Annotated in this window: 19 protein-coding genes; 6 read left to right on the top strand and 13 right to left on the bottom strand. The window is 59.2% G+C overall.

From position 1 onward, the window contains the following. Positions 1-324: 324 nt before the first annotated feature. Positions 325-1,611, bottom strand: a complete 1,287-nt coding sequence (gene tyrS, locus ABRP84_RS07480) for a tyrosine--tRNA ligase (RefSeq protein ID WP_349853223.1) — start codon at positions 1,609-1,611, stop codon at positions 325-327. Positions 1,612-1,675: 64 nt separating this feature from the next. Then, positions 1,676-1,849: a Trm112 family protein gene (locus tag ABRP84_RS07475; RefSeq protein WP_034656461.1), complete on the bottom strand. Its 174-nt coding sequence runs from the start codon at positions 1,847-1,849 to the stop codon at positions 1,676-1,678. Positions 1,850-2,112: 263 nt separating this feature from the next. Here ABRP84_RS07475 and thiC point away from each other — a divergent pair, with 263 nt between their 5' ends. From thiC to ABRP84_RS07445, 6 genes are read left to right on the top strand one after another with little or no spacing between them, the layout of a single operon-like run. Next, positions 2,113-4,044, top strand: coding sequence for a phosphomethylpyrimidine synthase ThiC (gene thiC / locus ABRP84_RS07470; RefSeq protein ID WP_349853222.1), 1,932 nt, complete (start codon positions 2,113-2,115; stop codon positions 4,042-4,044). Then, positions 4,034-4,714 (top strand): thiamine phosphate synthase, encoded by a 681-nt coding sequence (locus tag ABRP84_RS07465; protein WP_349853221.1) that lies wholly within the window; start codon positions 4,034-4,036, stop codon positions 4,712-4,714. Before thiC ends, ABRP84_RS07465 begins: the two co-directional genes overlap by 11 nt. Continuing rightward, the gene (gene thiO / locus ABRP84_RS07460) at positions 4,707-5,843 is read left to right on the top strand and encodes a glycine oxidase ThiO (RefSeq protein WP_349853220.1); all 1,137 of its coding nucleotides are present in this window, start codon (positions 4,707-4,709) and stop codon (positions 5,841-5,843) included. The genes ABRP84_RS07465 and thiO overlap by 8 nt, the downstream gene beginning before the upstream one ends. Before the next feature lie 24 nt (positions 5,844-5,867). After that, positions 5,868-6,071, top strand: coding sequence for a sulfur carrier protein ThiS (thiS, locus tag ABRP84_RS07455; RefSeq protein ID WP_349853219.1), 204 nt, complete (start codon positions 5,868-5,870; stop codon positions 6,069-6,071). A gap of 11 nt (positions 6,072-6,082) precedes the next feature. Further along, positions 6,083-6,865 (top strand): thiazole synthase, encoded by a 783-nt coding sequence (locus tag ABRP84_RS07450; protein ID WP_349853218.1) that lies wholly within the window; start codon positions 6,083-6,085, stop codon positions 6,863-6,865. Then, positions 6,865-8,028 carry a ThiF family adenylyltransferase gene (locus ABRP84_RS07445; protein WP_349853217.1) on the top strand — a complete coding sequence of 388 codons (1,164 nt, stop codon included), beginning with the start codon at positions 6,865-6,867 and terminating at the stop codon, positions 8,026-8,028. Before ABRP84_RS07450 ends, ABRP84_RS07445 begins: the two co-directional genes overlap by 1 nt. Before the next feature lie 51 nt (positions 8,029-8,079). Here ABRP84_RS07445 and argH read toward each other — a convergent pair whose 3' ends face one another. The 11 genes from argH to ABRP84_RS07390 form a co-directional block, all read right to left on the bottom strand. Further along, on the bottom strand, positions 8,080-9,519 hold the full coding sequence (gene argH / locus ABRP84_RS07440; RefSeq protein ID WP_349853216.1) for an argininosuccinate lyase: 1,440 nt from the start codon (positions 9,517-9,519) through the stop codon (positions 8,080-8,082). Between the two features lie 6 nt (positions 9,520-9,525). Next, positions 9,526-10,746 carry an argininosuccinate synthase gene (locus ABRP84_RS07435; protein WP_005280338.1) on the bottom strand — a complete coding sequence of 407 codons (1,221 nt, stop codon included), beginning with the start codon at positions 10,744-10,746 and terminating at the stop codon, positions 9,526-9,528. 78 nt (positions 10,747-10,824) lie between these two features. Further along, positions 10,825-11,307, bottom strand: coding sequence for an arginine repressor (locus ABRP84_RS07430; RefSeq protein ID WP_349853214.1), 483 nt, complete (start codon positions 11,305-11,307; stop codon positions 10,825-10,827). Positions 11,308-11,309: 2 nt separating this feature from the next. Next, positions 11,310-12,230: an ornithine carbamoyltransferase gene (argF, locus tag ABRP84_RS07425; protein WP_349853213.1), complete on the bottom strand. Its 921-nt coding sequence runs from the start codon at positions 12,228-12,230 to the stop codon at positions 11,310-11,312. Then, on the bottom strand, positions 12,227-13,405 hold the full coding sequence (locus tag ABRP84_RS07420) for an acetylornithine transaminase (RefSeq protein ID WP_349853212.1): 1,179 nt from the start codon (positions 13,403-13,405) through the stop codon (positions 12,227-12,229). Before ABRP84_RS07420 ends, argF begins: the two co-directional genes overlap by 4 nt. After that, positions 13,402-14,337 (bottom strand): acetylglutamate kinase, encoded by a 936-nt coding sequence (gene argB / locus ABRP84_RS07415; protein WP_349853210.1) that lies wholly within the window; start codon positions 14,335-14,337, stop codon positions 13,402-13,404. Before argB ends, ABRP84_RS07420 begins: the two co-directional genes overlap by 4 nt. A gap of 8 nt (positions 14,338-14,345) precedes the next feature. Further along, positions 14,346-15,515 carry a bifunctional glutamate N-acetyltransferase/amino-acid acetyltransferase ArgJ gene (gene argJ, locus ABRP84_RS07410; RefSeq protein WP_349853229.1) on the bottom strand — a complete coding sequence of 390 codons (1,170 nt, stop codon included), beginning with the start codon at positions 15,513-15,515 and terminating at the stop codon, positions 14,346-14,348. Between the two features lie 28 nt (positions 15,516-15,543). Beyond that, complete coding sequence (gene argC, locus ABRP84_RS07405; RefSeq protein ID WP_349853208.1) at positions 15,544-16,587, bottom strand: N-acetyl-gamma-glutamyl-phosphate reductase; 1,044 nt, start codon at positions 16,585-16,587, stop codon at positions 15,544-15,546. 202 nt (positions 16,588-16,789) lie between these two features. Then, positions 16,790-19,306 carry a phenylalanine--tRNA ligase subunit beta gene (gene pheT, locus ABRP84_RS07400; protein WP_349853206.1) on the bottom strand — a complete coding sequence of 839 codons (2,517 nt, stop codon included), beginning with the start codon at positions 19,304-19,306 and terminating at the stop codon, positions 16,790-16,792. 23 nt (positions 19,307-19,329) lie between these two features. Further along, positions 19,330-20,376 carry a phenylalanine--tRNA ligase subunit alpha gene (pheS, locus tag ABRP84_RS07395; RefSeq protein ID WP_349853205.1) on the bottom strand — a complete coding sequence of 349 codons (1,047 nt, stop codon included), beginning with the start codon at positions 20,374-20,376 and terminating at the stop codon, positions 19,330-19,332. Positions 20,377-20,496: 120 nt separating this feature from the next. Beyond that, a complete protein-coding gene (locus ABRP84_RS07390; protein WP_349853203.1) occupies positions 20,497-21,303 on the bottom strand; it encodes a TrmH family RNA methyltransferase in 807 nt (268 codons plus the stop codon). Positions 21,304-21,331: the final 28 nt, after the last annotated feature.

Here is a 21,331-nt window from a genome sequence, read left to right as displayed (position 1 = left end):
ACACAACCATGCACACAAAAATAAAAAATAAGTACATTGGCACACTATTGAGTTCTCAAACAACATCCACACACCACAAGAAAATTAACCAAACGTTAACCTCTCAGCGGCGGCTCGTACCAACTTACCCAACAACCTGAACCAAGTCAAATCATCGAACCAAGCCAGTACACAAAGTCACAAACAAGCAACCAACCGGCTACCTCTCGGCGACTTGGATAAAGCTACACCCCACACCTAAAAACACACAAATCCCCTGGTAAATGGTCAAAACCATTACCAAGGGATCATTTAGCTACCTTATTGGCAGAAAGCGTGACGGCATTAGGAAGGATTCACAACCCGTGCCCCGGCGAAGCGCTTCTTGCCCTTGCGCAACACCAGCCACGAGCCATGCAGGAGGTCTTGGGAAGACGGAGACCATTCGATGTCCTCGATGCGCTGGTTGTTCACGTATGCACCGCCTTCACCCACAGTGCGGCGCGCGGCACCCTTCGATTTCTCCAAGCCCGCACAAACCAATAGATCCAGGATCGTGGCATCCGAGCTGACCTCCGCTACCTCGGTCTCCTGCAATGCAGAAGACAGCGTGGCCTCGTCCAAATCCTGCAACTCCGCCTTACCGAACAGAGCTTGGGAGGCCAGCTCCACTGCTTCGGTGGCTTGTGCGCCGTGGACCAGTGTGGTCATTTCTCGTGCCAACACTCGCTGCGCCTCACGCTTGTAGGGTTCCTCCTCTACCTTGCGCTCCAGATCCGCGATCTCCTCCTGAGTCAAGAATGTAAACCAACGCAGGTAATCGATAACCACCGCGTCTCCAGCATTAATAAAGTACTGGTACCAGGAGTATGGGCTGGTCAGCTGCGGATCCAACCATAGCTTGCCGCCGCCGGTGGATTTGCCGAACTTATTACCCTCGGCATCCGTCACCAGCGGTACCGTCAGGCCGTGGACTTTCGCACCGTTCACGCGCCGGTTCAGATCCACACCGGAAACGATGTTGCCCCACTGGTCGCCACCACCAATCTGCAGGACACAGTCGTACTCATTGTGTAGGTGCACAAAATCGTTAGCCTGCAGCAGCATGTAGGAAAACTCGGTGTAGGAAATGCCATCGGATTCCAAGCGGCGCTTAACCGTATCGCGGTCCAGCATGGTGTTCAGCGAGAAATTCTTACCGATATCGCGCAGGTACTCGATGACGTTGATCTGGCTAATCCAGTCCGCGTTGTTCACCATCACCGCTGGGCTTGCAACCTCGCCCGAATCGGTGAAGTCCACGAAAGATTCCAGTTGGGTCTTGATCATCTGCATATTCTCTGCGATCTGCTCTTCCGTGAGCATAGAACGCTCCCCAACATCACGTGGGTCACCAATCATTCCCGTCGCACCACCGGCCAACGCGATTGGACGGTGGCCGAATTGCTGAAAGCGTTTCAGCATAATCAGTGGTACCAGGTGCCCAGCGTGCAGCGAGCTACCCGTCGGATCGAAACCGCAGTACAAGCTGATCGGGTTCTCTGTGGCCTCTTTCAAAGCCTCCAAATCCGTGGACTGGTTAATGAGCCCGCGCCATTCCAGTTCGTCAACAATGTTCGTGTTGTTAGTCATACGTAGGTGTTCCCCTGTTCCCTAATTATCTAAGTGTCTGCTTTTCCAGAGCGTGTGGCTCTAGTTACTTGGACCCAATGGGCCAGTCCTTGGCCTCGTCCACCAGCAGGACCGGAATGCCATCCTGCACCGGATAGGCCTTGTTCAGCCTGGGGTTAACCAAATAGTCGCCGTGATCCTCCAGCGGTTGCTTGTCGATCGGGCACGCGAGGATCTCTAGGAGCTTCTGATCAATCATGCTGCTAAGTCTAACCCGTGCCCCAGCCATCACACCGAGAGCCTCTCTGGAGTTGTTTAACGCTTTTCTATTTTGCTCATTGAGGCTGCCCGAAAAACCGTCCGCCCTAGGACTTAATACGCGGGTGCTGTGCGTTACAGTAGGAAGTGCAACCGAACACGGGCGCTCGAGGTATCGAGCTGAGATCGCGCTGTATGCCCGCGCGAGTACCGCTAGAACCTGCCTGGTTAGAACCAGCGAAGGAAGAATGAGGAGAGTCAACTATGACGGATACGTCTACCCAACACACCCGTACCACCATTCCGAACGACGAATATGGTGCGGAAATCCACCCGAAGCACAGCTTCGCCCCCATCGAGAAGCAGGTGGAATCCTTCGGTAAGACCTTCACCCTGCAGGTGCCGGAGACCGAGGTGCAGCTGGATGATTCCCCGACGGGACCGAACGCACCGCAGAAGCTCTACCGCACCCGCGGTCCGTGGGCCGAGCCAACCGAAGGCCTAGAGGCCCTGCGCAGCGAGTGGATCAAAGCCCGCGGAGATGTGGAGGCCTACGAGGGGCGTCGTCGCAACTTGCTGGACGACGGTAACCGCGCCCTCAAGCGTGGCGAGGCCAGCGACGAGTGGAAGGGCGTCAGCCGCGAGACGCTGCGGGCCAAGGATGGCAAGCGCGTAACCCAGATGCACTACGCCCGCCAGGGTGTTATCACCCCGGAGATGGAATACGTCGCACTGCGCGAGCACTGCGATGTAGAAAAAGTGCGCGAGCAGGTTGCCTCCGGTAAGGCGATCATCCCGAACAACATCAACCACCCGGAGTCCGAGCCGATGATCATCGGCAATGCCTTCAACACGAAGATCAACGCCAATATCGGCAACTCCGCAGTGACCTCCTCCATCCGCGAAGAGGTGGACAAGCTGCGCTGGGCTACCCGCTGGGGCGCAGATACCGTGATGGATCTATCCACCGGTAACGACATTCACACCACCCGCGAGTGGATCATGCGTAACTCGCCGGTGCCGATCGGTACCGTGCCGATCTACCAGGCACTCGAGAAGGTCGACGGCGTCGCCGAGGACCTGACCTGGGAAATCTTCCGCGATACCGTGATCGAGCAGTGCGAGCAGGGCGTGGACTACATGACGATCCACGCCGGCGTGCGCCTGCCCTTCGTGCCGCTGACCACCAAGCGCGTGACCGGCATCGTCTCCCGCGGCGGTTCCATCATGGCTGGCTGGTGCCTGGCACACCACAAGGAATCTTTCCTCTATGAGAACTTCGACGAGCTGTGCGAGATCTTCGCCAAATACGACGTCGCGTTCTCACTCGGTGATGGCTTACGCCCAGGTTCTATCGCCGACGCCAACGACGCAGCCCAGTTCGCCGAGCTGAAGACCATCGGCGAGCTGACCCACCGCGCGTGGGAATACGACGTGCAGGTGATGGTCGAAGGCCCGGGCCACGTACCGCTAAACATGGTGCAGGTCAACAACGAAAAGGAGCAGGAATGGTGCGGCGGTGCGCCGTTCTACACCCTGGGACCGCTGGTCACCGACATTGCTCCCGGCTACGACCACATCACCTCCGCCATCGGTGCGGCTAATATCGCCATGGGTGGTACCGCGATGCTGTGCTACGTCACCCCGAAGGAGCACCTCGGCCTGCCGAATAAGGACGATGTGAAGACCGGCGTGATCACCTACAAGGTCTCGGCCCACGCCGCGGACGTCGCCAAGGGCCACCCGGGTGCCCACGAGTGGGACGATGCGATGAGCAAGGCCCGCTTCGAGTTCCGCTGGCACGACCAGTTCGCCCTGTCCCTGGACCCGGATACCGCCCAGTCCTACCACGACGAGACCCTGCCCGCGGAGCCGGCAAAGACCGCCCACTTCTGCTCGATGTGTGGACCGAAATTCTGCTCCATGCGCATCAGCCAGGACATCCGCGACGCATTTGGTGAGAAGATCGACGAGGCTCTGGCCACCGACCACGAGCAATCGCTGGTCAAGGACCTCGGCTTGCCGGGCTTTGGCCGCCAGAGTGTGGACGAAGAGGGCGTCTCAAATGCCGAAGGCGAAGAAGAAATGGCCGAGGAGTTCCGCCGCGCGGGTTCCAAGCTGTATCTGAACCGCAGCGAGGCCAAGGAAGTAGCTGAGGACTTGGAAAAGGAAGCAGCGGGACACAGTGCACGGTAAGCAACTGGACCTGCGGTGTTACCACGTGACGGGCGCACCGCAGGAAAAGGTCGTACAGGTTGCCGCGGCAGCAGCCGCCGGTGGCGCGGGCGTGATTCAGGTTCGCAGCAAGCCCATCAGCGTGCGCGATTTGACCGCCCTGGCCATCGACGTTGCCGCGGCAGTCGAGGAAGCCAATCCGGCGACGCGTGTGCTTATCGATGACCGAGTCGACGTAGCCGCCGCGCTCATGGGCGAGTACAACATCCACGGCGTGCACATCGGCCAGGACGACCTGGACCCACGCTTGGCGCGGCGAATCCTTGGCGAGGATGCGATCATCGGGCTGACTACCGGCACCCTTGATCTAGTGCAGGCTGCTAACGAGTACGCCGATGTGATCGACTACATCGGAGCTGGCCCGTTCCGCCCCACGCCCACGAAGACCTCCGGCCGCACCCCGCTGGGGTTGGATGGTTATCCCCCACTCGTGAGTGCATCGGCCGTTCCTGTGGTGGCAATTGGAGACGTGCAGGCCGCCGACGCCGAAGCGCTGGCCCAAACCGGTGTGGCTGGAGTGGCGATTGTGCGTGCCTTTATGGACTCCGATGATCCAGCTGCGCTGGCAACCACGGTTGTCGATGCCTTCGATCGGGCGAACGCGAACGCAGCAAACGGCTCCCATGAATAATACCGAGCACGCCATAATCGGCGCAGGAATCATCGGGCTGTCCACCGCATTCGAACTGGTAGATGCGGGCGTGGACCCGCAGAAAATCCTAGTAGTAGATCCCCAGCCCATCAGTGGCGCCACGTTCGTGGCCGGCGGCATGCTGGCTCCGGTTGCGGAAGTGCAATACAGGCAAGAACCGCTGTACCCGCTGATGGTGGCTTCGGGCGAGATGTTCCCTGACCTACTGGCCAGGTTGGGTGGCAAAACCTCAGCGCCGACCGGCCACCGCAGTGAATCCACCCTGGTGGTAGGGGCTGACCGCGCCGATGGCTTACACATCCGCGAACTGCTGGCGCTGCAACAGAAACACGGCATGGATGCCCACGCGCTGCCATTGCGGCAAGCCCGAAAGCTTGAGCCGGGGCTCAGTCCCCAACTGGCGGCCGCGGTGGAAATCCCGGGCGACCATCAGATCAACCCGCGCATGTTCGGCTCCTGCCTGCAGGAGTACCTGCTGCACGCTGGGGTTCGCTTTATGTCCACTGCAGCAACGCGCATCGACGGCCAAAATGTGCAGCTTGCCGATGCCCGCATGGTCACCGCCGGAATGATCTACCTCTGCAACGGGCTGGGGGCTAAGGACGTGGACGGCTGGTTCGAGGGCGCCAATCCCCTAGCACTTCGGCCGGTGTACGGCGACATGCTGCGACTGCGGGTGCCAGAAGAAATAGTGCACACCAGCGGCGAGCCGCTGACCCGGGTGGTGCGCGCGTTCGTGGAAGACCGGCCGGTGTATGCCATCCCCCGTACCGATGGCACCATCGCCGTCGGGGCGACCAGCCGCGAAGATAACCGTAAGGGGCCTGCCGTAGACGGTGTGTACACACTGCTGCGCGATGCCATCCGCGTGGTCCCTGGGCTGGAAGAGTGCGAGTTTATCGAAGCGATCGTTGGAGTCCGACCCGGCACCCCCGATGACCTGCCCTACCTAGGCAAAATACGCGACGGGCTGGTGGTCTCTACCGGATACTTCCGCCACGGAATCCTCCTGTCCGCCTTCGGGGCTAAGGTAGGAGTCCAGTTGGGGCTGGGCACGTCCCCGGGGATGGACATCTCGGCCTGCGATCCGCTGCGCCACGCCCGATAGCCAAAAACGAAAGGAATACGCACCATGGAATACACGGTTAATGGAGAACCACGCAACAGCGATAGGTATATCACCGTGGCCGCCATCGTAGAAGCAGAAACTGGCAATGCCTCGCCCAAGGGCGTGGCCGTGGCCGTAAATGGCGACGTGGTTCCCGCCAGCAACTGGTCTTATGAAGTAACCGACGGCGATGAATTGGATATCCTTGTCGCCGTGCAGGGCGGTTAGGAGCTTTCACCATGCTTTCTATCGCAGATAAACACTTCGATTCGCACCTAGTAATGGGAACCGGCGGTGCCAGCAGCCAGGCTATGTTGGAACAATCCCTGGTTGCCAGTGGTACGCAGCTGACCACCGTGGCCATGCGTCGGCACAGTGCCACGAGTTCCGGTGGGGAATCCATCTTCGAGCTCTTACAGCGATTGAATATTGACGTGCTGCCCAACACTGCCGGGTGCCGCACCGCCCGCGATGCCGTAACTACAGCCAAGCTAGCCCGCGAGGCGCTTGGTACCAATTGGGTGAAGGTGGAGGTTATCGCGGATGATCGCACGCTTTTGCCGGACGTGGTCGAGCTCGTAGATGCTTGCGAGATGCTGGTTGCCGCAGGATTCGTGGTGCTGGCATATACGAGCGACGATCCGGTCATCGCCAAGCGGCTAGAAGACGTCGGCGTGGATGCGGTGATGCCTTTGGGCTCGCCCATCGGTACGGGCCTGGGTATCCTGAATCCACACAATATCGAGCTGATCTGTTCGCGTACACACGTGCCCGTACTGCTGGATGCCGGTGTGGGCACGGCCTCCGATGCTGCACTGGCTATGGAGCTGGGCTGCGACGGCGTTCTCCTCGCCAGCGCTATCAACCGCTGCCAGGATCCCCTGGCAATGGCCACTGCAATGAAATACGCCGTGGAAGGCGGCCGGTTGGCCCGCCAAGCCGGGCGCATTCCCAAACGGCAGCACGCCGTGGCCTCGTCATCGTTCGAGGGGCTGGCTAGCTGGGAAGACAAGGTCTTGTAATGAGCGAACTTCCCCGCGAAGAGTTGCACAGGGTTGCCCGCCAAACGCTGTTGCCCGGCTTCGGCATCGCCCAGCAAGAGGCACTGCACGCTACCCACGTCTTAGTCATTGGCGCTGGTGGTTTGGGTTGTCCCCTGATGCAGCAGCTGGCTGCCGCCGGCGTGGGTGAGATCTCAGTGATCGACGACGACACGGTGGATCTGACCAATATCCACCGCCAAATCCTATTCGGCGCCCACGATGTGGGTAAGCCCAAGGTGGACGTCGCGGCCGAAAGGCTCCAGCAACTGCAGCCGGGCATCGTGGTGCATGCGATTCGCGACCGACTCACCGCTGACAATGCCGTGGACTACCTCCGTGGAGTGGACATCCTAGTGGATGGTTCTGATACTTTTGCCACCAAGTTCCTAGCAGCCGATGCCGCGGAGATCACGGGCACCCCGCTGGTATGGGGCTCGGTGCTGCGTTTTCGGGGCGACTGCGCAGTGTGGTGGTCCGGGCCCGGCGCCGAGTCGGGCGTGGGCATGCGCGACCTCTATCCCCTGCAACCCGACCCCGATTCCGTGCCTGATTGCGCCACCGCCGGCGTGCTGGGCGTGACCACCAGCGTGGTCGCGGGCCTGATGTCCACCGAGCTGATCCAGTTCGCAACGGGCATGAACCGCGACCGGGTGGGCCTGCTAAGCATCTACAATGCCCTAACCGCCTCCATCGACCACTTCCACGTGCCCCGCGACCCAGCACGCGAACTAACCACCCAGTTGCAGCATGACTACGGTGGCGGAGCTTGTGCCGTGCCGGAGGACGATGATACCGATGCCGAGATCTTCGACAAGCTACGCGATGGCGCCGCGGCCATCGATGTGCGCGAAATCAGTGAAGCCGCCATCGATGATTTCTTCTTTGACTCCACTGCCAAGCATTACCACTTACCAACCTCCGTGTGGCTGGAAGATCCAGAGGCAGCGCGCTGCCTCCTCGATTCCCTGCAGGCCGAGGGGCTTAGCGAAGCGTGGGTGTACTGCGCCTCCGGCAAGCGCTCGGCCAGCTTCATCTCAGCTTTCGCCGAGGATGCCGAACGGCGCGGCATCACGTTGCACAACGTCGCAGGCGGCATAAAGGGCCAACCCGCGACGTCTCATGGAATGCCATCCTCTCATTGATGAGGGCATTTTTATCTACTAGATAAGCCAGGGACCTTGTCTGTCGCCCTTCTAGTTCTGCGTGCGCACTGGCTTGGTAGCCCACTCACGCGCCGCAGCGGCATGTTCGCGGACGGTTTCGCGCTGTTCAGCAACGCGAACGCCGGCGGTCCCGCCCTTGGTTGTGCGGGAAGCGACCGCACCATCAATGGTCAGGACCGCGCGCACCTCTGGGGTCAGCCGCTTGTCGACGCCCCTAAGTTCCTCGTCAGTGAGATCCACCAGGTCCACTCCCCGCTCTTCGGCGATGCGTACGCACGCGCCGGAAGCTTCGTGTGCTTCGCGGAAGGGCACGCCTTGGCGAACCATCCACTCTGCTAGGTCGGTGGCCAAGGTGAATCCGCGTGGTGCCAACTCGCGCATCCTGTCCTCATTAAAGGACAGGGTGGACACGAGCCCGGTCATCGATGGCAGCAACAAATTGAGCTGCGCCACCGAGTCCACGATGGGTTCTTTGTCCTCTTGCAGGTCGCGGTTATAAGCCAGTGGCTGTGCCTTGAGCGTGGATAGCAGCCCCGTGAGGTTGCCAATCAGGCGCCCGGTCTTGCCGCGGGTAAGTTCCGGGATATCCGGGTTCTTTTTCTGCGGCATGATGGATGAGCCTGTCGACCACGCGTCATCCAAGGTGACGTAGCCGTACTCTGGGGTACACCAGTAGATGATCTCTTCTGCCAGCCGGGACATGTCCACTGCGATCTGCGCCAGCACAAAGGCCGTTTCCGAGGCAAAATCGCGAGATGCGGTGCCATCCAGGGAGTTTTCCGCAGCGGAATCAAATCCGAGCTCTACGGCGATGGCTTCTGGGTCAAGCTGCAGGGAGGAACCTGCGAGCGCACCCGAGCCATACGGGGATACGGCTAGCCGCTTATCCAAGTCCTGCAAGCGTTGAATATCGCGCAGCAGCGGTTGGGCATGACCCAACAATTCGTGGGCAAGCAAGATGGGCTGCGCGGCCTGGGAGTGCGTCTTGCCCGGCATGATGGCCTCGGGATGCGCGGCGGCTTGATCCGCTAGGGCATCGACAAGCTCGGAGACTTGCAGGGTCGTATCGCGGATGGCATCGCGTACCCACATGCGAAAGAGCGTGGCAACTTGGTCATTGCGGGAACGTCCCGCGCGCAGGCGGCCGCCTACCTCGGGCCCAACGATGTCGATGAGGCCACGCTCCATGGCGCCGTGCACATCTTCGTCGGTGGGTGCTGGCACAAATTCGCCCGAAGCTACCTTTTCCCCGAGCTCGGTGAGTCCGGAAAGCATGGTGTCGAGGTCGGCATCGGAAAGCAGCCCTGCCTTGTGCAGCACCTTGGCATGCGCCTTCGAGGCGAGTACGTCGTAAGGGGCAAGCACCCAGTCAAAATGGGTGGAAACCGAGAGGGCGAACATCGCTTCGGAAGGGCCGCCGGAGAACCGGCCGCCCCAGAGCGCACCTTCGTTAGTCTTGTGTGGTTCCATCGGTGCCTATTTTTCTGCGCTGGTGGGGAAACCGCCGTCGCGGTCACGCTGGTTGGAAATCTGGGTGGACAAGCCGTGCAACTGGACAAAGCCCTTTGCAGCGGTCTGGTCGAAGGTATCGCCGGTGTCGTAGGTAGCCAAATCGAAGGAGTACAGCGACTGTCCGGAGCGGCGGCCGGTGACGGTCGCGGTACCTGCGTGCAGGCTCAGGCGGATATCGCCAGTGACGTTCTCCTGGGACTCCTCGATGAAGGCATCCAGAGAACGCTTGAGCGGCGAGTGCCACAGGCCGTCGTAAACCTCCTCGGACCACCGTGCATCCGTCAGGCGCTTGTAGCGTGCCAGCTCGCGCTCCACGGTGACATCCTCCAGCGCCTCGTGGGCCTGAATGAGCACCATGGCACCCGGTGCCTCGTAGACCTCGCGGGACTTAATGCCCACCAACCGGTCCTCTACCATGTCCAGGCGGCCGATTCCCTGGGCACCAGCGCGGCGATTGACCTCTTCGATGACCTGCAGCGGGGTCAACTTCTTGCCATCGACGGCAACCGGAACACCCTTCTCAAAGGAAATGATGATCTCATCCGGAGCATTGCCCAGGCCCGGGTCTTCCGTATATGCGTAGAGATCTTTTGTCGGTGGGTTCCACAGATCCTCCAGGAAGCCGGTTTCTACCGCACGGCCCCACAGGTTTTGGTCGATGGAAAAGGGCGAGGCCGCCGATTGCTCAATGGGAAGGTTAATCTCTTCCGCAAAATCAATGGCCTTATCGCGGGTCCATGCATAATCGCGCGCGGGAGCGACGATTTCTAGCGATGGATCCTGGGCGCGGAAGGAAACCTCGAAGCGCACCTGGTCATTGCCCTTGCCGGTACAACCGTGGGAGACGTGCGTTCCGCCGTGCTCCTGGGCGGCTTTTACCAGGTGCTTGGTAATAAGCGGGCGGGAAATGGCAGATACCAGCGGGTACTGCTTCATGTACATGCCATTCGCCTTGATGGTAGGCACGCAATATTGCTCCGCAAACTCATCTTTAGCATCGATAACGATGGACTCCACCGCACCGCAATCGAGCGCGCGCTGGCGTACGGACTCCATATCCTCGCCGCCCTGACCCAAGTCAAGGGAGACGGCCACGACGTCGCCGCCAGTCATCTTTGCCAAGTATGGAATGGCTACCGAGGTATCGAGGCCACCGGAATAGGCCAAGACTACGCGTGCAGACATGCTAAGACTCCTTCATTAATTGAAAAAAATTCGGTTAGTTAAATAATATACGAGCGGGTGTGAGAATGCCACAATTTTTTAAATCTTCTGCGTCTTCAGCTTTTCCGCCAATTCCGCACCGGTAACCCCCTCGCGTGCCAGCACAAAGATGGTGTCATCACCGGCGATGCACCCCACTACATCGTGCAGGCCCACGCGATCGATAAAGCTGGCGAGGTACTGCGCTGCGCCCGCCGGCGTGCGCAACATCGCGATATTCATCGAAGAATCGTGGGAAACCACCAATTCATCCAACATGCGCCGCAACTTCTCGCGCGGTCCGCCCACCTGATCCTCGAATTGTTCCAGCTCGCCCGCGACCATATAGTACGAGCGCCCACCGTCTCGCTTGACCTTTTTCGCTCCCAGCTCATCAAGATCCCGCGACAGCGTGGCCTGCGTGATATCGATGCCTTCTGCCAACAAGAGCTCCGATAATTGCACCTGGCTCGTGACGCGATTGCGATCCAAAATTTCCAAGATCTTTGCCTGCCGGGCAGTTCGAGTGCTCGGGGTGCTCATCGCTAGCGGTTCTCCTTATTAATATCGAGTAGCCACACCAGCAGTGCCTTTTGGGCATGCAGGCGGTTTTCCGCCTCATCGAATACTCGGGATTGCGGCCCGTCGATGACTTCTGCGGTCACCTCGTTGCCACGATAGGCCGGCAGGCAGTGCAAGAAAATCGCGTCTTGCTTTGCCTTTGCCATCACGTCTTTAGAGACCTGATATGGCAAAAACGGAGTGCGCCTATCCTGCCCATCGTTTTCCTGGCCCATAGACACCCAGGTATCCGTTATAACTACATCGGCGCCGGCTACTTCCGCAACGTCATCGGTAACCGTGACGTTGCCGCGCTGCCGTGCGCGCTCGACAAATTCGGGACGAGGCTGGAACCCTTCCGGCGAAATGATGGAAATATCCATGCCAGCGGTAGCAAAGCCAATCATATAAGAATTAGCCATATTATTATTGCCGTCCCCAAGATAGACCGCCTTGCGGCCAGCAAGATCGCCAAGGTTTTCCCGGCAGGTCAGAAGATCGCCCAAAATTTGGCAGGGATGCAGGTCATCAGACAGCGCATTGACCAGTGGAACCGTCGAAGTCTCCGCCATCTGTTCCAGGTTGTCGTGGGCATATGTGCGCCAGACGATGGCCTCCACGTAGCGGGACAAGACCGCGCCCGTATCCTGGTAGGACTCGCCCTTGCCCATCTGCGTGCCCGAAGAATCAACGGTAATGGCGCTGCCGCCCATATGCGCAATTCCGGTTTCAAAGGAAAAGCGGGTGCGCGTGGACGTCTTATCAAAGAGGACGGCTATCGTCTTTGGTCCCTCCAACGGGCGCCGCGCGAATGGATCGGCCTTGAGCTTAACCGCGAGATCGAGGACTTCTTTTTGTTCCTCCGGGCTAAGGTCATCATCGGCTAAGAAATGGCGCAAGCTCATACTAATTCCTCCACAACGGTGCGTAGCTTTTCTAGGGCAGTATCAATTTCCTGCTGGGAAATGACCAATGGCGGAGTAAGGCGCAAAACGTTCTCGCTCGGGGCATTGAGGATTATCCCTTGCTCAAATCCACGCTTGACGGCCTCGCGAGCCACCGGCGCATTTAATACAACACCTAGCATAAGACCGCGGCCGCGCACCTCGCTGACCCCGGAAATCTTTTCTACTTGCTGCGCTACGTGCTCGCCCTTGGCGGAGACCTCATTCAAGAACTTCTCATCAAGTGCATCGAGTACTACATTGGCCGCAGCGCACGCCACGGGGTTTCCGCCAAAGGTGGTCCCGTGGGAACCCGGCTGAAATAAATCCTTGGCGCGACCGCGGGTGATAGTGGCGCCGATGGGCAATCCGGCGCCGAGGCCCTTGGCCATGGTGATGACATCGGGGGAAATTCCCTCAAACTCGTGCGCAAAGAATTGCCCCGTGCGCCCTGCCCCGGCCTGGACCTCATCGACGATGAGCAAAATACCGTGTTCATCGCATAAATCAGCAACGGCCCGCATAAAACCGGCGGGAGCGGGGATAATTCCGGTCTCACCCTGAATCGGCTCGAAAATGATGGCGGCGGTATCCGCGGCGTCTTGCTCCACTAATTGGCGCAGGTAGTCGATATCGCCGTAAGGATAAAATTCCACGCCACTTGGCAGTGGGCGGAATGCCTTTTGCTTATCGGGCTGCCCAGTCATGGCCAAAGAGCCCATTGTGCGCCCGTGAAAACCATGGTGCGCGGCGAGGATGCGCCGCCTACCGGTGAGCCGCGCGAGCTTGAATGCCGCTTCGTTTGCCTCTGAGCCGGAGTTGCAGAAAAACACGCGCGCGTCGCTATCGCCTACCCGCTCAATGAGCTTTGCCCCAGCGTCGAGCACAGGTTGGGTGGCAAGAAGATTGGAGGTATGCACAAGGGTGCGGCTTTGCTTGGCAACGGCATCTGCTACCTCCGCATTGCCATAGCCCAAGGAATTCACGGCGATGCCGGCCAGCAGGTCAATGTAGGTTTTCCCGTTCTCATCGGTAACGGTAGCCCCCTCCCCGGACACCAAGCCGAGTGGCGGCTCACCGTAGGTATTGGCCAGCGTTTCTGACCATCGGCCGGTTAATGTTTCTTGTGCGCTCATGCGATATCGTCCTTCCTGAACACTGTGCCTTCGGGATAATCGTGCTTTTCGTAATCATCGGGCAGGACCATCGTTCCAATGCCGCCTGGGGTTAAAAGCTCAAGGAGTACGGGATGGCCTATTCGGCCGTCGATGACGTGCGCGGCGGATACCCCGCTCTGCACGGCATTGAGGCAGGATTCCATTTTGGGAATCATGCCGGAGCTCAGGCCGGGAAGAAGACCGGTAAGCTCATCGCTTTCGATTTTGGAGACTAAGGAATCTTTATTCGGCCAGTCGGTATAAAGGCCTTCCACGTTGGTCAAGATGACAAGGCGTTCTGCTCCCAGTGCGCTCGCCAGCGCACCCGCGGCGCTATCGGCGTTGATGTTATATACCTCGCCATCGGCTCCTGGCGCGATGGTTGAGACCACCGGGATGCGGCCGGCTTCGATAATGTCATTGACGGCTGCCGGATTGACCTCCACGATATCGCCCACCATGCCGATATCGGTTGCCTCTCCTTCTACGTCCACAAACCGCTTGGTGGCGCGGAAAAGTCCAGCGTCTTCGCCGCTTGTGCCCACGGCGTAGGGCCCGTGCGAGTTTATGAGGTTTACTAGTCCACGGCCGACTTGGCCAAAAAGGACCATGCGCACCACATCCATGATTTCGGGCGAGGTGACGCGGAAACCGCCCTTAAACTCGCCTTCGATGCCGAGCTTATCCAGCATGGAATTGATCTGCGGGCCGCCGCCGTGGACGACAACGGGCTTTGCGCCGATGGTGCGCAGAAACACCATATCCGCCGCAAAGGCTTCCTTGAGTTCCTCATCCACCATGGCGTTGCCGCCATACTTGACGACGACGATTTTATCGCGGAAGTGTTGCAACCACGGCAGGGCTTCAGCCAGCACCGTAGCGCGTTCTTGATTATTTAATCCGGGAAACATTTCTCCTCCTAGGAGCTATACGCCGAGTTGATCTCAACGTAGGAGTAGGACAGGTCCGTCGTGCGGACAAAGGCCGTACCTTCACCGCCGGTGCCGAGATCCACGCGGACATCGATATCTGCCCCGCTCAAGTCCACATCGCGGGCCCCGGGCGCGCCCGTCGAGTGCTCGCATACCGGCTGGTCATTGAAATAGACGGAGATGTTGTCTGGGTCCATGTCTGCATCCGCCATGCCGACGGCGGCCAGTACCCTGCCCCAGTTGGGATCGGAGCCGAACATGGCGCACTTGAATAAGTTATCCCGGCCCAGGGTGCGAGCGGCATTAAGCGCCTGCTCATCGGAGCCCGTGCCTTCAACGGTGATCTTTACGCGCTTTGTCACTCCCTCAGCATCGGCTTGGAGCTGATCCGCAATATCCGCGCAGACCTCTAGGATTGCTTGGTACAACTCTTCTTCGCTGGGCTGTACGCCGGAGGCCCCGGAGGACATGACAATCACGGTGTCATTGGTAGAGGTTGAACCGTCCACGTCCAAGGTATTAAAAGTCTGTGCGCAGGCCTTTTCCAGCGAGCTTTGGAGGACCGCCGCGTCAGCGACGGCATCGGTAGTAATGCAGACCAACATCGTGGCTAGCGACGGCGCCATCATGCCAACGCCCTTGCCCATAGCGCCCACGGACCATCCATCGCCTGCAAAAGCGGATTCCTTGGGGACGGTATCCGTGGTCATAATGGCTGTGGCGGCATCATTGCCGTGCTGTGGAGTCGTACCCACGTGGTGCACGACGTCAGCGATGCCCGCAAGCGCATTCTCCATGGGCAACGGCTCGCCGATAAGCCCGGTAGAACAGATGGCAATATCCTTCACAGCGATATCCGTGCGATGAGATACGGCGTCCACCATTGCGCGCGCATCGGCATCGCCTTGCGCGCCATTGCACGCATTGGCATTGCCGGAGTTGATGACTACGGCGCGCAACTGGCCATCCGCTACCGCCTCGCGGGAGACCTTTACTGGGGAAGCCACCACGCGGTTGCGCGTAAACACCGCCGCCGCATCCGAGCGCGGGCCCTCATTGACGATCAAAGCTAAATCCGATTTTCCGGAAGGCTTGATTCCGGCCTTTACCGCGCCGGCACTGAATCCGGCGGGTCCTGTGATTCCTGGTGTAGTCATCATTTCCTCCTCTGTATTGTGCGCAGCCCTAAGGGGCGACTGCGGCTTGGGGCAATCCCAAAGTTTCTGTCCATCCCAGCGCAAGGTTCATACATTGCACGGCGGCACCGGCGGTACCCTTGCATAAATTGTCTAGCGCCGCGGTAATGATGAGGCGGTGGGAATTTTCATCGACGTGGGCTTGGATATGCACCATGTTCGTGCCCACCACGTTCTGGGTTTCCGGTTGTTGGCCTTCTGGCAGCACTAGGCAGAAGGGCTCATCGGCATAGAATTCCTCAAATGCGGTGCGCACCTGCTGCTTGCCGATGCCCCCTTTCAGCTCCGCCGTAATCGTCGCCAGAATCCCGCGGGGCATGGGCGCAAGCACCGGGGTGAAACTCACGGACACCTCATCGTGGGAAAATGGTTGCAAGTTCTGCACGATTTCCGGGGTATGCCGGTGGGTGCCGCCTGGTTTATAAGCCTTGACGTTTCCCATGGTCTCTGCGCCCAATTGCGCGACGGAAGCCTTCTTTCCCGCTCCGGAGACGCCGGTGATGGCAATCACGGAAAGGGTGGATTCCACTAGCCCTCGCGCAATAGCGGGCAGTGCCCCCAAGGTAATGGCCGTGGGGAAACATCCGGGCACGGCTACCCGGTTTGTGCCTTTAAGGTTTGACCTGTTTTCCGGGATTTCCGGGATACCGTACGGCCACTGCCCCGCATAGTTCCCGCCGTAATAGGCTTTCCAATCGCTTTCCTTACGGAGCCGAAAGTCGGCGGCGCAATCGATGATGGTTACCTCATCGCCCAATTGCTCCGCGATCCGCGCCGAGTGTCCATGCGGCAAGCCCAAGAATACGACGTCATGTCCCGCAAGTTCCTCGGGTGTCGTTTCGGCGATAACGCGCTCTGCCAGTTGCGGCAGGTGCGGCATAATTTCTTCGACGCGCTGGCCCACTTGGGAATTTCCCGTCAAGGAACCAATGCGCAGGTCACCGGAGTGATAGGCAGGGTGGGATAGCAGCAAGCGCAGTATCTCTCCGCCGGCGTATCCTGTGGCCCCTGCCACTGCTACTGAAATCGTCATACCCGGAACTATAGCAAGAAATACGCTCCACTGTATGTTATTCAGTGAATTGGATTACTTTTCGCAGCTCATAAGGAGTGAAAATAATAAACATCTGCATGAAATAGCATAACGGCGAAGACCCAAGACCCGAGTGGCTTATGTGCCACCAAAGTCTGGTTCTTCGCCGTTTAATGCAAAGGGCTGGACTACTGGGTCTGCCCTATGCTCGCATTTCTGCGCCGAAGCGCTGCTTGGCCAATTCGGCGGCTGTAGTGCGGTGCTCGTTGACCTCCTCATCGGTCAAGGTACGGTCTGCAGCGCGGAATTGCAGCTGGAAAGCTAAGGATTTTTTGCCCTCGCCCAATTGCTCACCGCGGAAAATATCGAAGAGGTCGACCGACTCGATGAGATCGCCAGCTCCCTCCTCCACCGTGGCGCGCACCTTTTCTGCCGGGATATCCTCATCCACCACCAGCGCGATGTCTTGGTGCAAAGCTGGGAATGCAGACAGCACCGGCGCTGGGAAGCGCTCCGTCAACGGCAGCGCCGTGATATTAAGCTCCATCGCACACGTGCGCGGCGGCAAGTTGAGCGCCTCAAGAATCTGGGGGTGCAATTCGCCGGCGTAGCCCACGATGTCATCTGATCCTGGCACCTTGATGGCGGCGCACCGGCCTGGGTGCCACGGCAGGTGTTGCGCGGCTTCGACCTCGATATCAAGGCCCGCGGCGCGGGCAACCAGACGTGCGGATTCGATGGCATCCGCATAAGTGTAATCGCGGCCTTCGCCCCACGGGCCCTCGTGTTCCATCTTGCCCGTAGCGACGGTTGCCACGTGCAAGGGCTGATCCGGGAGGGTGCGCAGGAGTTCTTCCACAACTTCATCGCCAGGACGCTGGGCAACGGAAGGCATCGGTGACGATTCTGCGCGCTTGAATGCCACCTGCTGCAGGCCATACAGCGCCAGATCCTTGCGGCCGCGAGCTACGTTGCGGCCCAAAGCCTCAAGCGTTGCGGGAAGCAAGGTCGTGGCCAAGATGGCTTTGTCAGACTCCAACGGGTTCTGCACTGCCACGGTAGTGCGGCGGGCATCGTCAGCGGCAAGGCCCCACACATCAAAGGTGTCGTTTGCGATAAACGGCGTGGGCAAAACCTCTGCGTAGCCGGCATAGGCCAAACCGTGGCCGATGGCGCGGCGGCGCTTTTGCGCTAGGGGCAAACCACGACCGCCTGCTGGCGTAGGCAGAACGGTGGGGATATCTTCTAGGCCTTCTAGGCGCAAGACCTCCTCGATGAGGTCAACGTCCATGGAAATATCGGTACGCCAGGTCGCGGGTGTGACCTTAAGTACCGAATCCGATTCTGCTTCGACGGAGCAACCGACTTCTTCGAGGCGGGAGATAACGGTCTCGCGGGAGTACTCCACACCGGCGTATTCGCTCGGCTTTTCCGCACGCAAACGAATAGCCTGTGGCTGAGCAACCTCACCGACGAGGGTGCGACCCTTGTCAATCGTTCCGCCCGCGATGGAGTGCAACAACACACACGCAATATCGAGGGCCACCTCGACGATGGCCGGATCGACGCCGCGCTCAAACCGGCGCGATGCCTCAGAAGAAAGCTTGTGCCGGCGAGAAGTGCGGGCCACGGTGATGGGATCCCAGATTGCGGACTCAAAGTAGACATCGGTGGTCTGGTCAGAAATCTCTGAGCTCGTACCGCCCATAACGCCGGCTAGAGATTGAATGCCGTTGTCATCACAGATGACCACGTCTTCACCAGAAAGTTCGCGAGTGACGTGATCGAGGGTCTCAAACTTCTCGCCTTCGTGTGCATTGCGCACCGTAAGGTCGCCTGCGATTTCATTGGCATCGAAGGCGTGCATCGGGGCGCCCAAGAGCAACATGACGTAGTTGGTCACATCCGTTGCCACATTGACGCTGCGCTGGCCGCACAGCATGAGTTCGCGTTCCATCCAAAATGGGGTGCGTGCCTGCGGATCGATGCCGGTCACCTTGCGCACGCCAAATCGCTGCGCCTTAGTTTCCTCGCGCAGATCGATGATGAGAAGCGATCCTTCGGCCTCTGGCACAACAGAGGTATCGATTCCAGCTACCGCTGGATCATCGGCGACGTCCTTAAACTCCAGATCAAAGGCCGAGGCGATCTCGCGGCTTAACCCACGCGCGGATAGTGCGTAGCCGCGGTCTGGGGTGATATTGACGTCAAAATCAGTATCGGACAGGCCGATGACTGGACGGGCATCTTCGCCCACCATGTCCGCAACTTCCTCTCCCAGCACGATGATGCCGTTTGCCTGCGCGCCAAGGCCCAGCTCAGCAGCGGAGCACATCATGCCATTGGAGATGTGATCATAGGTTTCGCGCGCTGCGATTTTGAAGCCGCCGGGCAGCTCTGCGCCGGGCAGGGAGACTACAACGTAGTCATGCAAACGGAAGTTACGCGCACCGCAGATAATGCCCTGCAATTCACCGGTGCCATTGGCCTGGCCGACGTTGACTTGGCAGTACCGAATGGGCTTTTTGAACTGCGTGAGCTCTTCAATTTCTACAACCTGGCCAATGACCAATGGACCAGTAGTCTCAGGGATAGGCTCATATCCTTCGGTTTCAAAGCCCACACGGACGAAACCGGAATCCATATCGGCAGCGGACGCGCTCCAGTTCGGATTGGAAGCGCCAAGGATACGGGTAACCCAGTCTTGGGAAATAAGCATGATGTATCTATCCTTTCTGGGTTTTAAGCCTGTACGCCAAAGGGCAAGGTGAAGCGGACATCGCCTTCGACCATGTCGCGCATATCGGTCAGTCCATTGCGGAATTGCAGGGTGCGCTCAAGGCCCATGCCGAACGCGAAACCCGTATATTCTTCCGGATCAACACCTACCGCGCGCAGCACATTGGGGTTTACCATTCCGCAACCGCCCCATTCAATCCAGCCGGCCCCGCCCTTTTTATTGGGGAACCAGACATCTACCTCGGTAGAAGGTTCCGTGAACGGGAAGTAATTAACGCGCATGCGCGTCGTGGTTTCGGGGCCGAAGAGCACTTTGGCCAGGTGCTCAAGCGTTCCGCGCAGATGAGCCATGGTCAAACCCCTATCCACGGCGAGCCCCTCCACCTGGTGGAATACCGGGGTGTGAGTAGCGTCCAGCTCGTCTGTTCGGAAAACGCGCCCCGGGCAGGCGATGTACAGGGGCACATCGCGCTCGAGCATCGTGCGCACCTGCACCGGCGAGGTGTGCGTGCGGAGAACTTGCTTGGAGCCTTCCTTGCCCACGTGGAACGTATCCTGCAGGGTGCGCGCTGGGTGATCCGGCTTGAAGTTCAGGGCATCGAAGTTAAAGTACTCTGCCTCGATCTCTGGGCCGTCGGCGATTTCCCACCCCATGCCAACGAAAATATCGGCAATGCGCTCCGATAAGGAGGTAATGGGGTGCAGCGCACCCGTTTGCGCCCGAGTCGTAGGAATGGTCACGTCAACGGTTTCGGCCTTCAGCTGGGCCTCGCGAGCCTGCTGCTCCAATTCGTCCTTGACCTGCGCAAAACGTTTTTCCATCTTGCCGCGGGCCATATTGACGGCCTTGCCGGCGGATTTGCGTTGATCCTTGGGGATTTGCCCGAGGGATTGGCGGGCTTGCGGGATATACCCGTTTTCGCCTAAGTGCTCGCGGCGGGCAGCGGTGAGATCCTCTAGCGTCTCTGCTGCTTCGAAGGCTGCGATAGCCTTATCGGCCGCGGCCCCGAGGGCCTGTTCGGTCAATTCGATCTGCGGTGTATCGGACACGTACTTCGTACCTTCTTCTCGCGCGAAAACTAACGCGTGCAATCATACTCTGTCACTAGGACACGGACGGTCTCAGGGACCCCTTTTTCATTCGCTACAGCGGATAAACGCGATTGCGGCCTAACTCTGTTCCTGTGCCTTGGCGGATTCGTACAAACAAATACTGGCCGCGGTGGCAAGGTTGAGTGACTCCGCGCGCCCCCGCAGCGGGATGCGTACCCGCATATCGGCCTCTTCAAGCAGCTCGCCCAGCCCGTGGGCTTCATTGCCGAAGAGCCAGGCGGTGGGTTGGGTGAGGTCGGCATCGGCAAGCTCTACTTCCCCATCCGCGGCCGTAGCGACGATTTGCATGCCAGACTTGCGCAATTGGCCGAGTACGTCCTTGATATTTGGATCGCGTGCAACTGGGACGTGGAATAAGGAGCCTGCCGAAGCCCGGGCAACCTTGCTGCCTAAGGGATCCACGGTCTCGCCGGCGAAGATCACGCCGTCGGCGCCCATCGCGTCCGAAGTCCTAATCAACGTCCCCGCGTTCCCGGGCTCCGAGGTAAGCACCGGCACCGAAATCAAATTCGGCTTTCCATTAAGAATCTTTCCTGCGGACCACAAGACCGAAGAACTACACAGGGCAAAAATTCCCGTCGTAGTCGCAGTATCGGCCAGATGCTTTGCGGCCTTATCTGTAATGGGGTGGACGTAGACATCCATATAGCCGCAGGCCGTGACGATGTCCGCAAAGCGCTCCGCGGCCTTTTCCGTCACAAATACATCCGTGGCCGCACCCGTAGACACCGCAGCATCCACCGCATTTTCGCCCTCGATAATGAACTGCTTGGCCTTCTTACGATTAGCAGCCCGGTGCAATTTCGCCGCGTTGACGATGCGCGGAGTACGTTCAGTAAAGGCGGAGTCAAAGTCTAAATTCATAGGCCCTACCCTACCTTGGGCGCTGAAC

The sequence above is a fragment of the Corynebacterium sp. KPL2861 genome (genome assembly GCF_040225475.1).
GTDB lineage: Bacteria > Actinomycetota > Actinomycetes > Mycobacteriales > Mycobacteriaceae > Corynebacterium.
The sequence above is the reverse complement of the archived record's forward strand: the minus strand, read 5'-3'. Positions and strand labels throughout refer to the sequence as shown.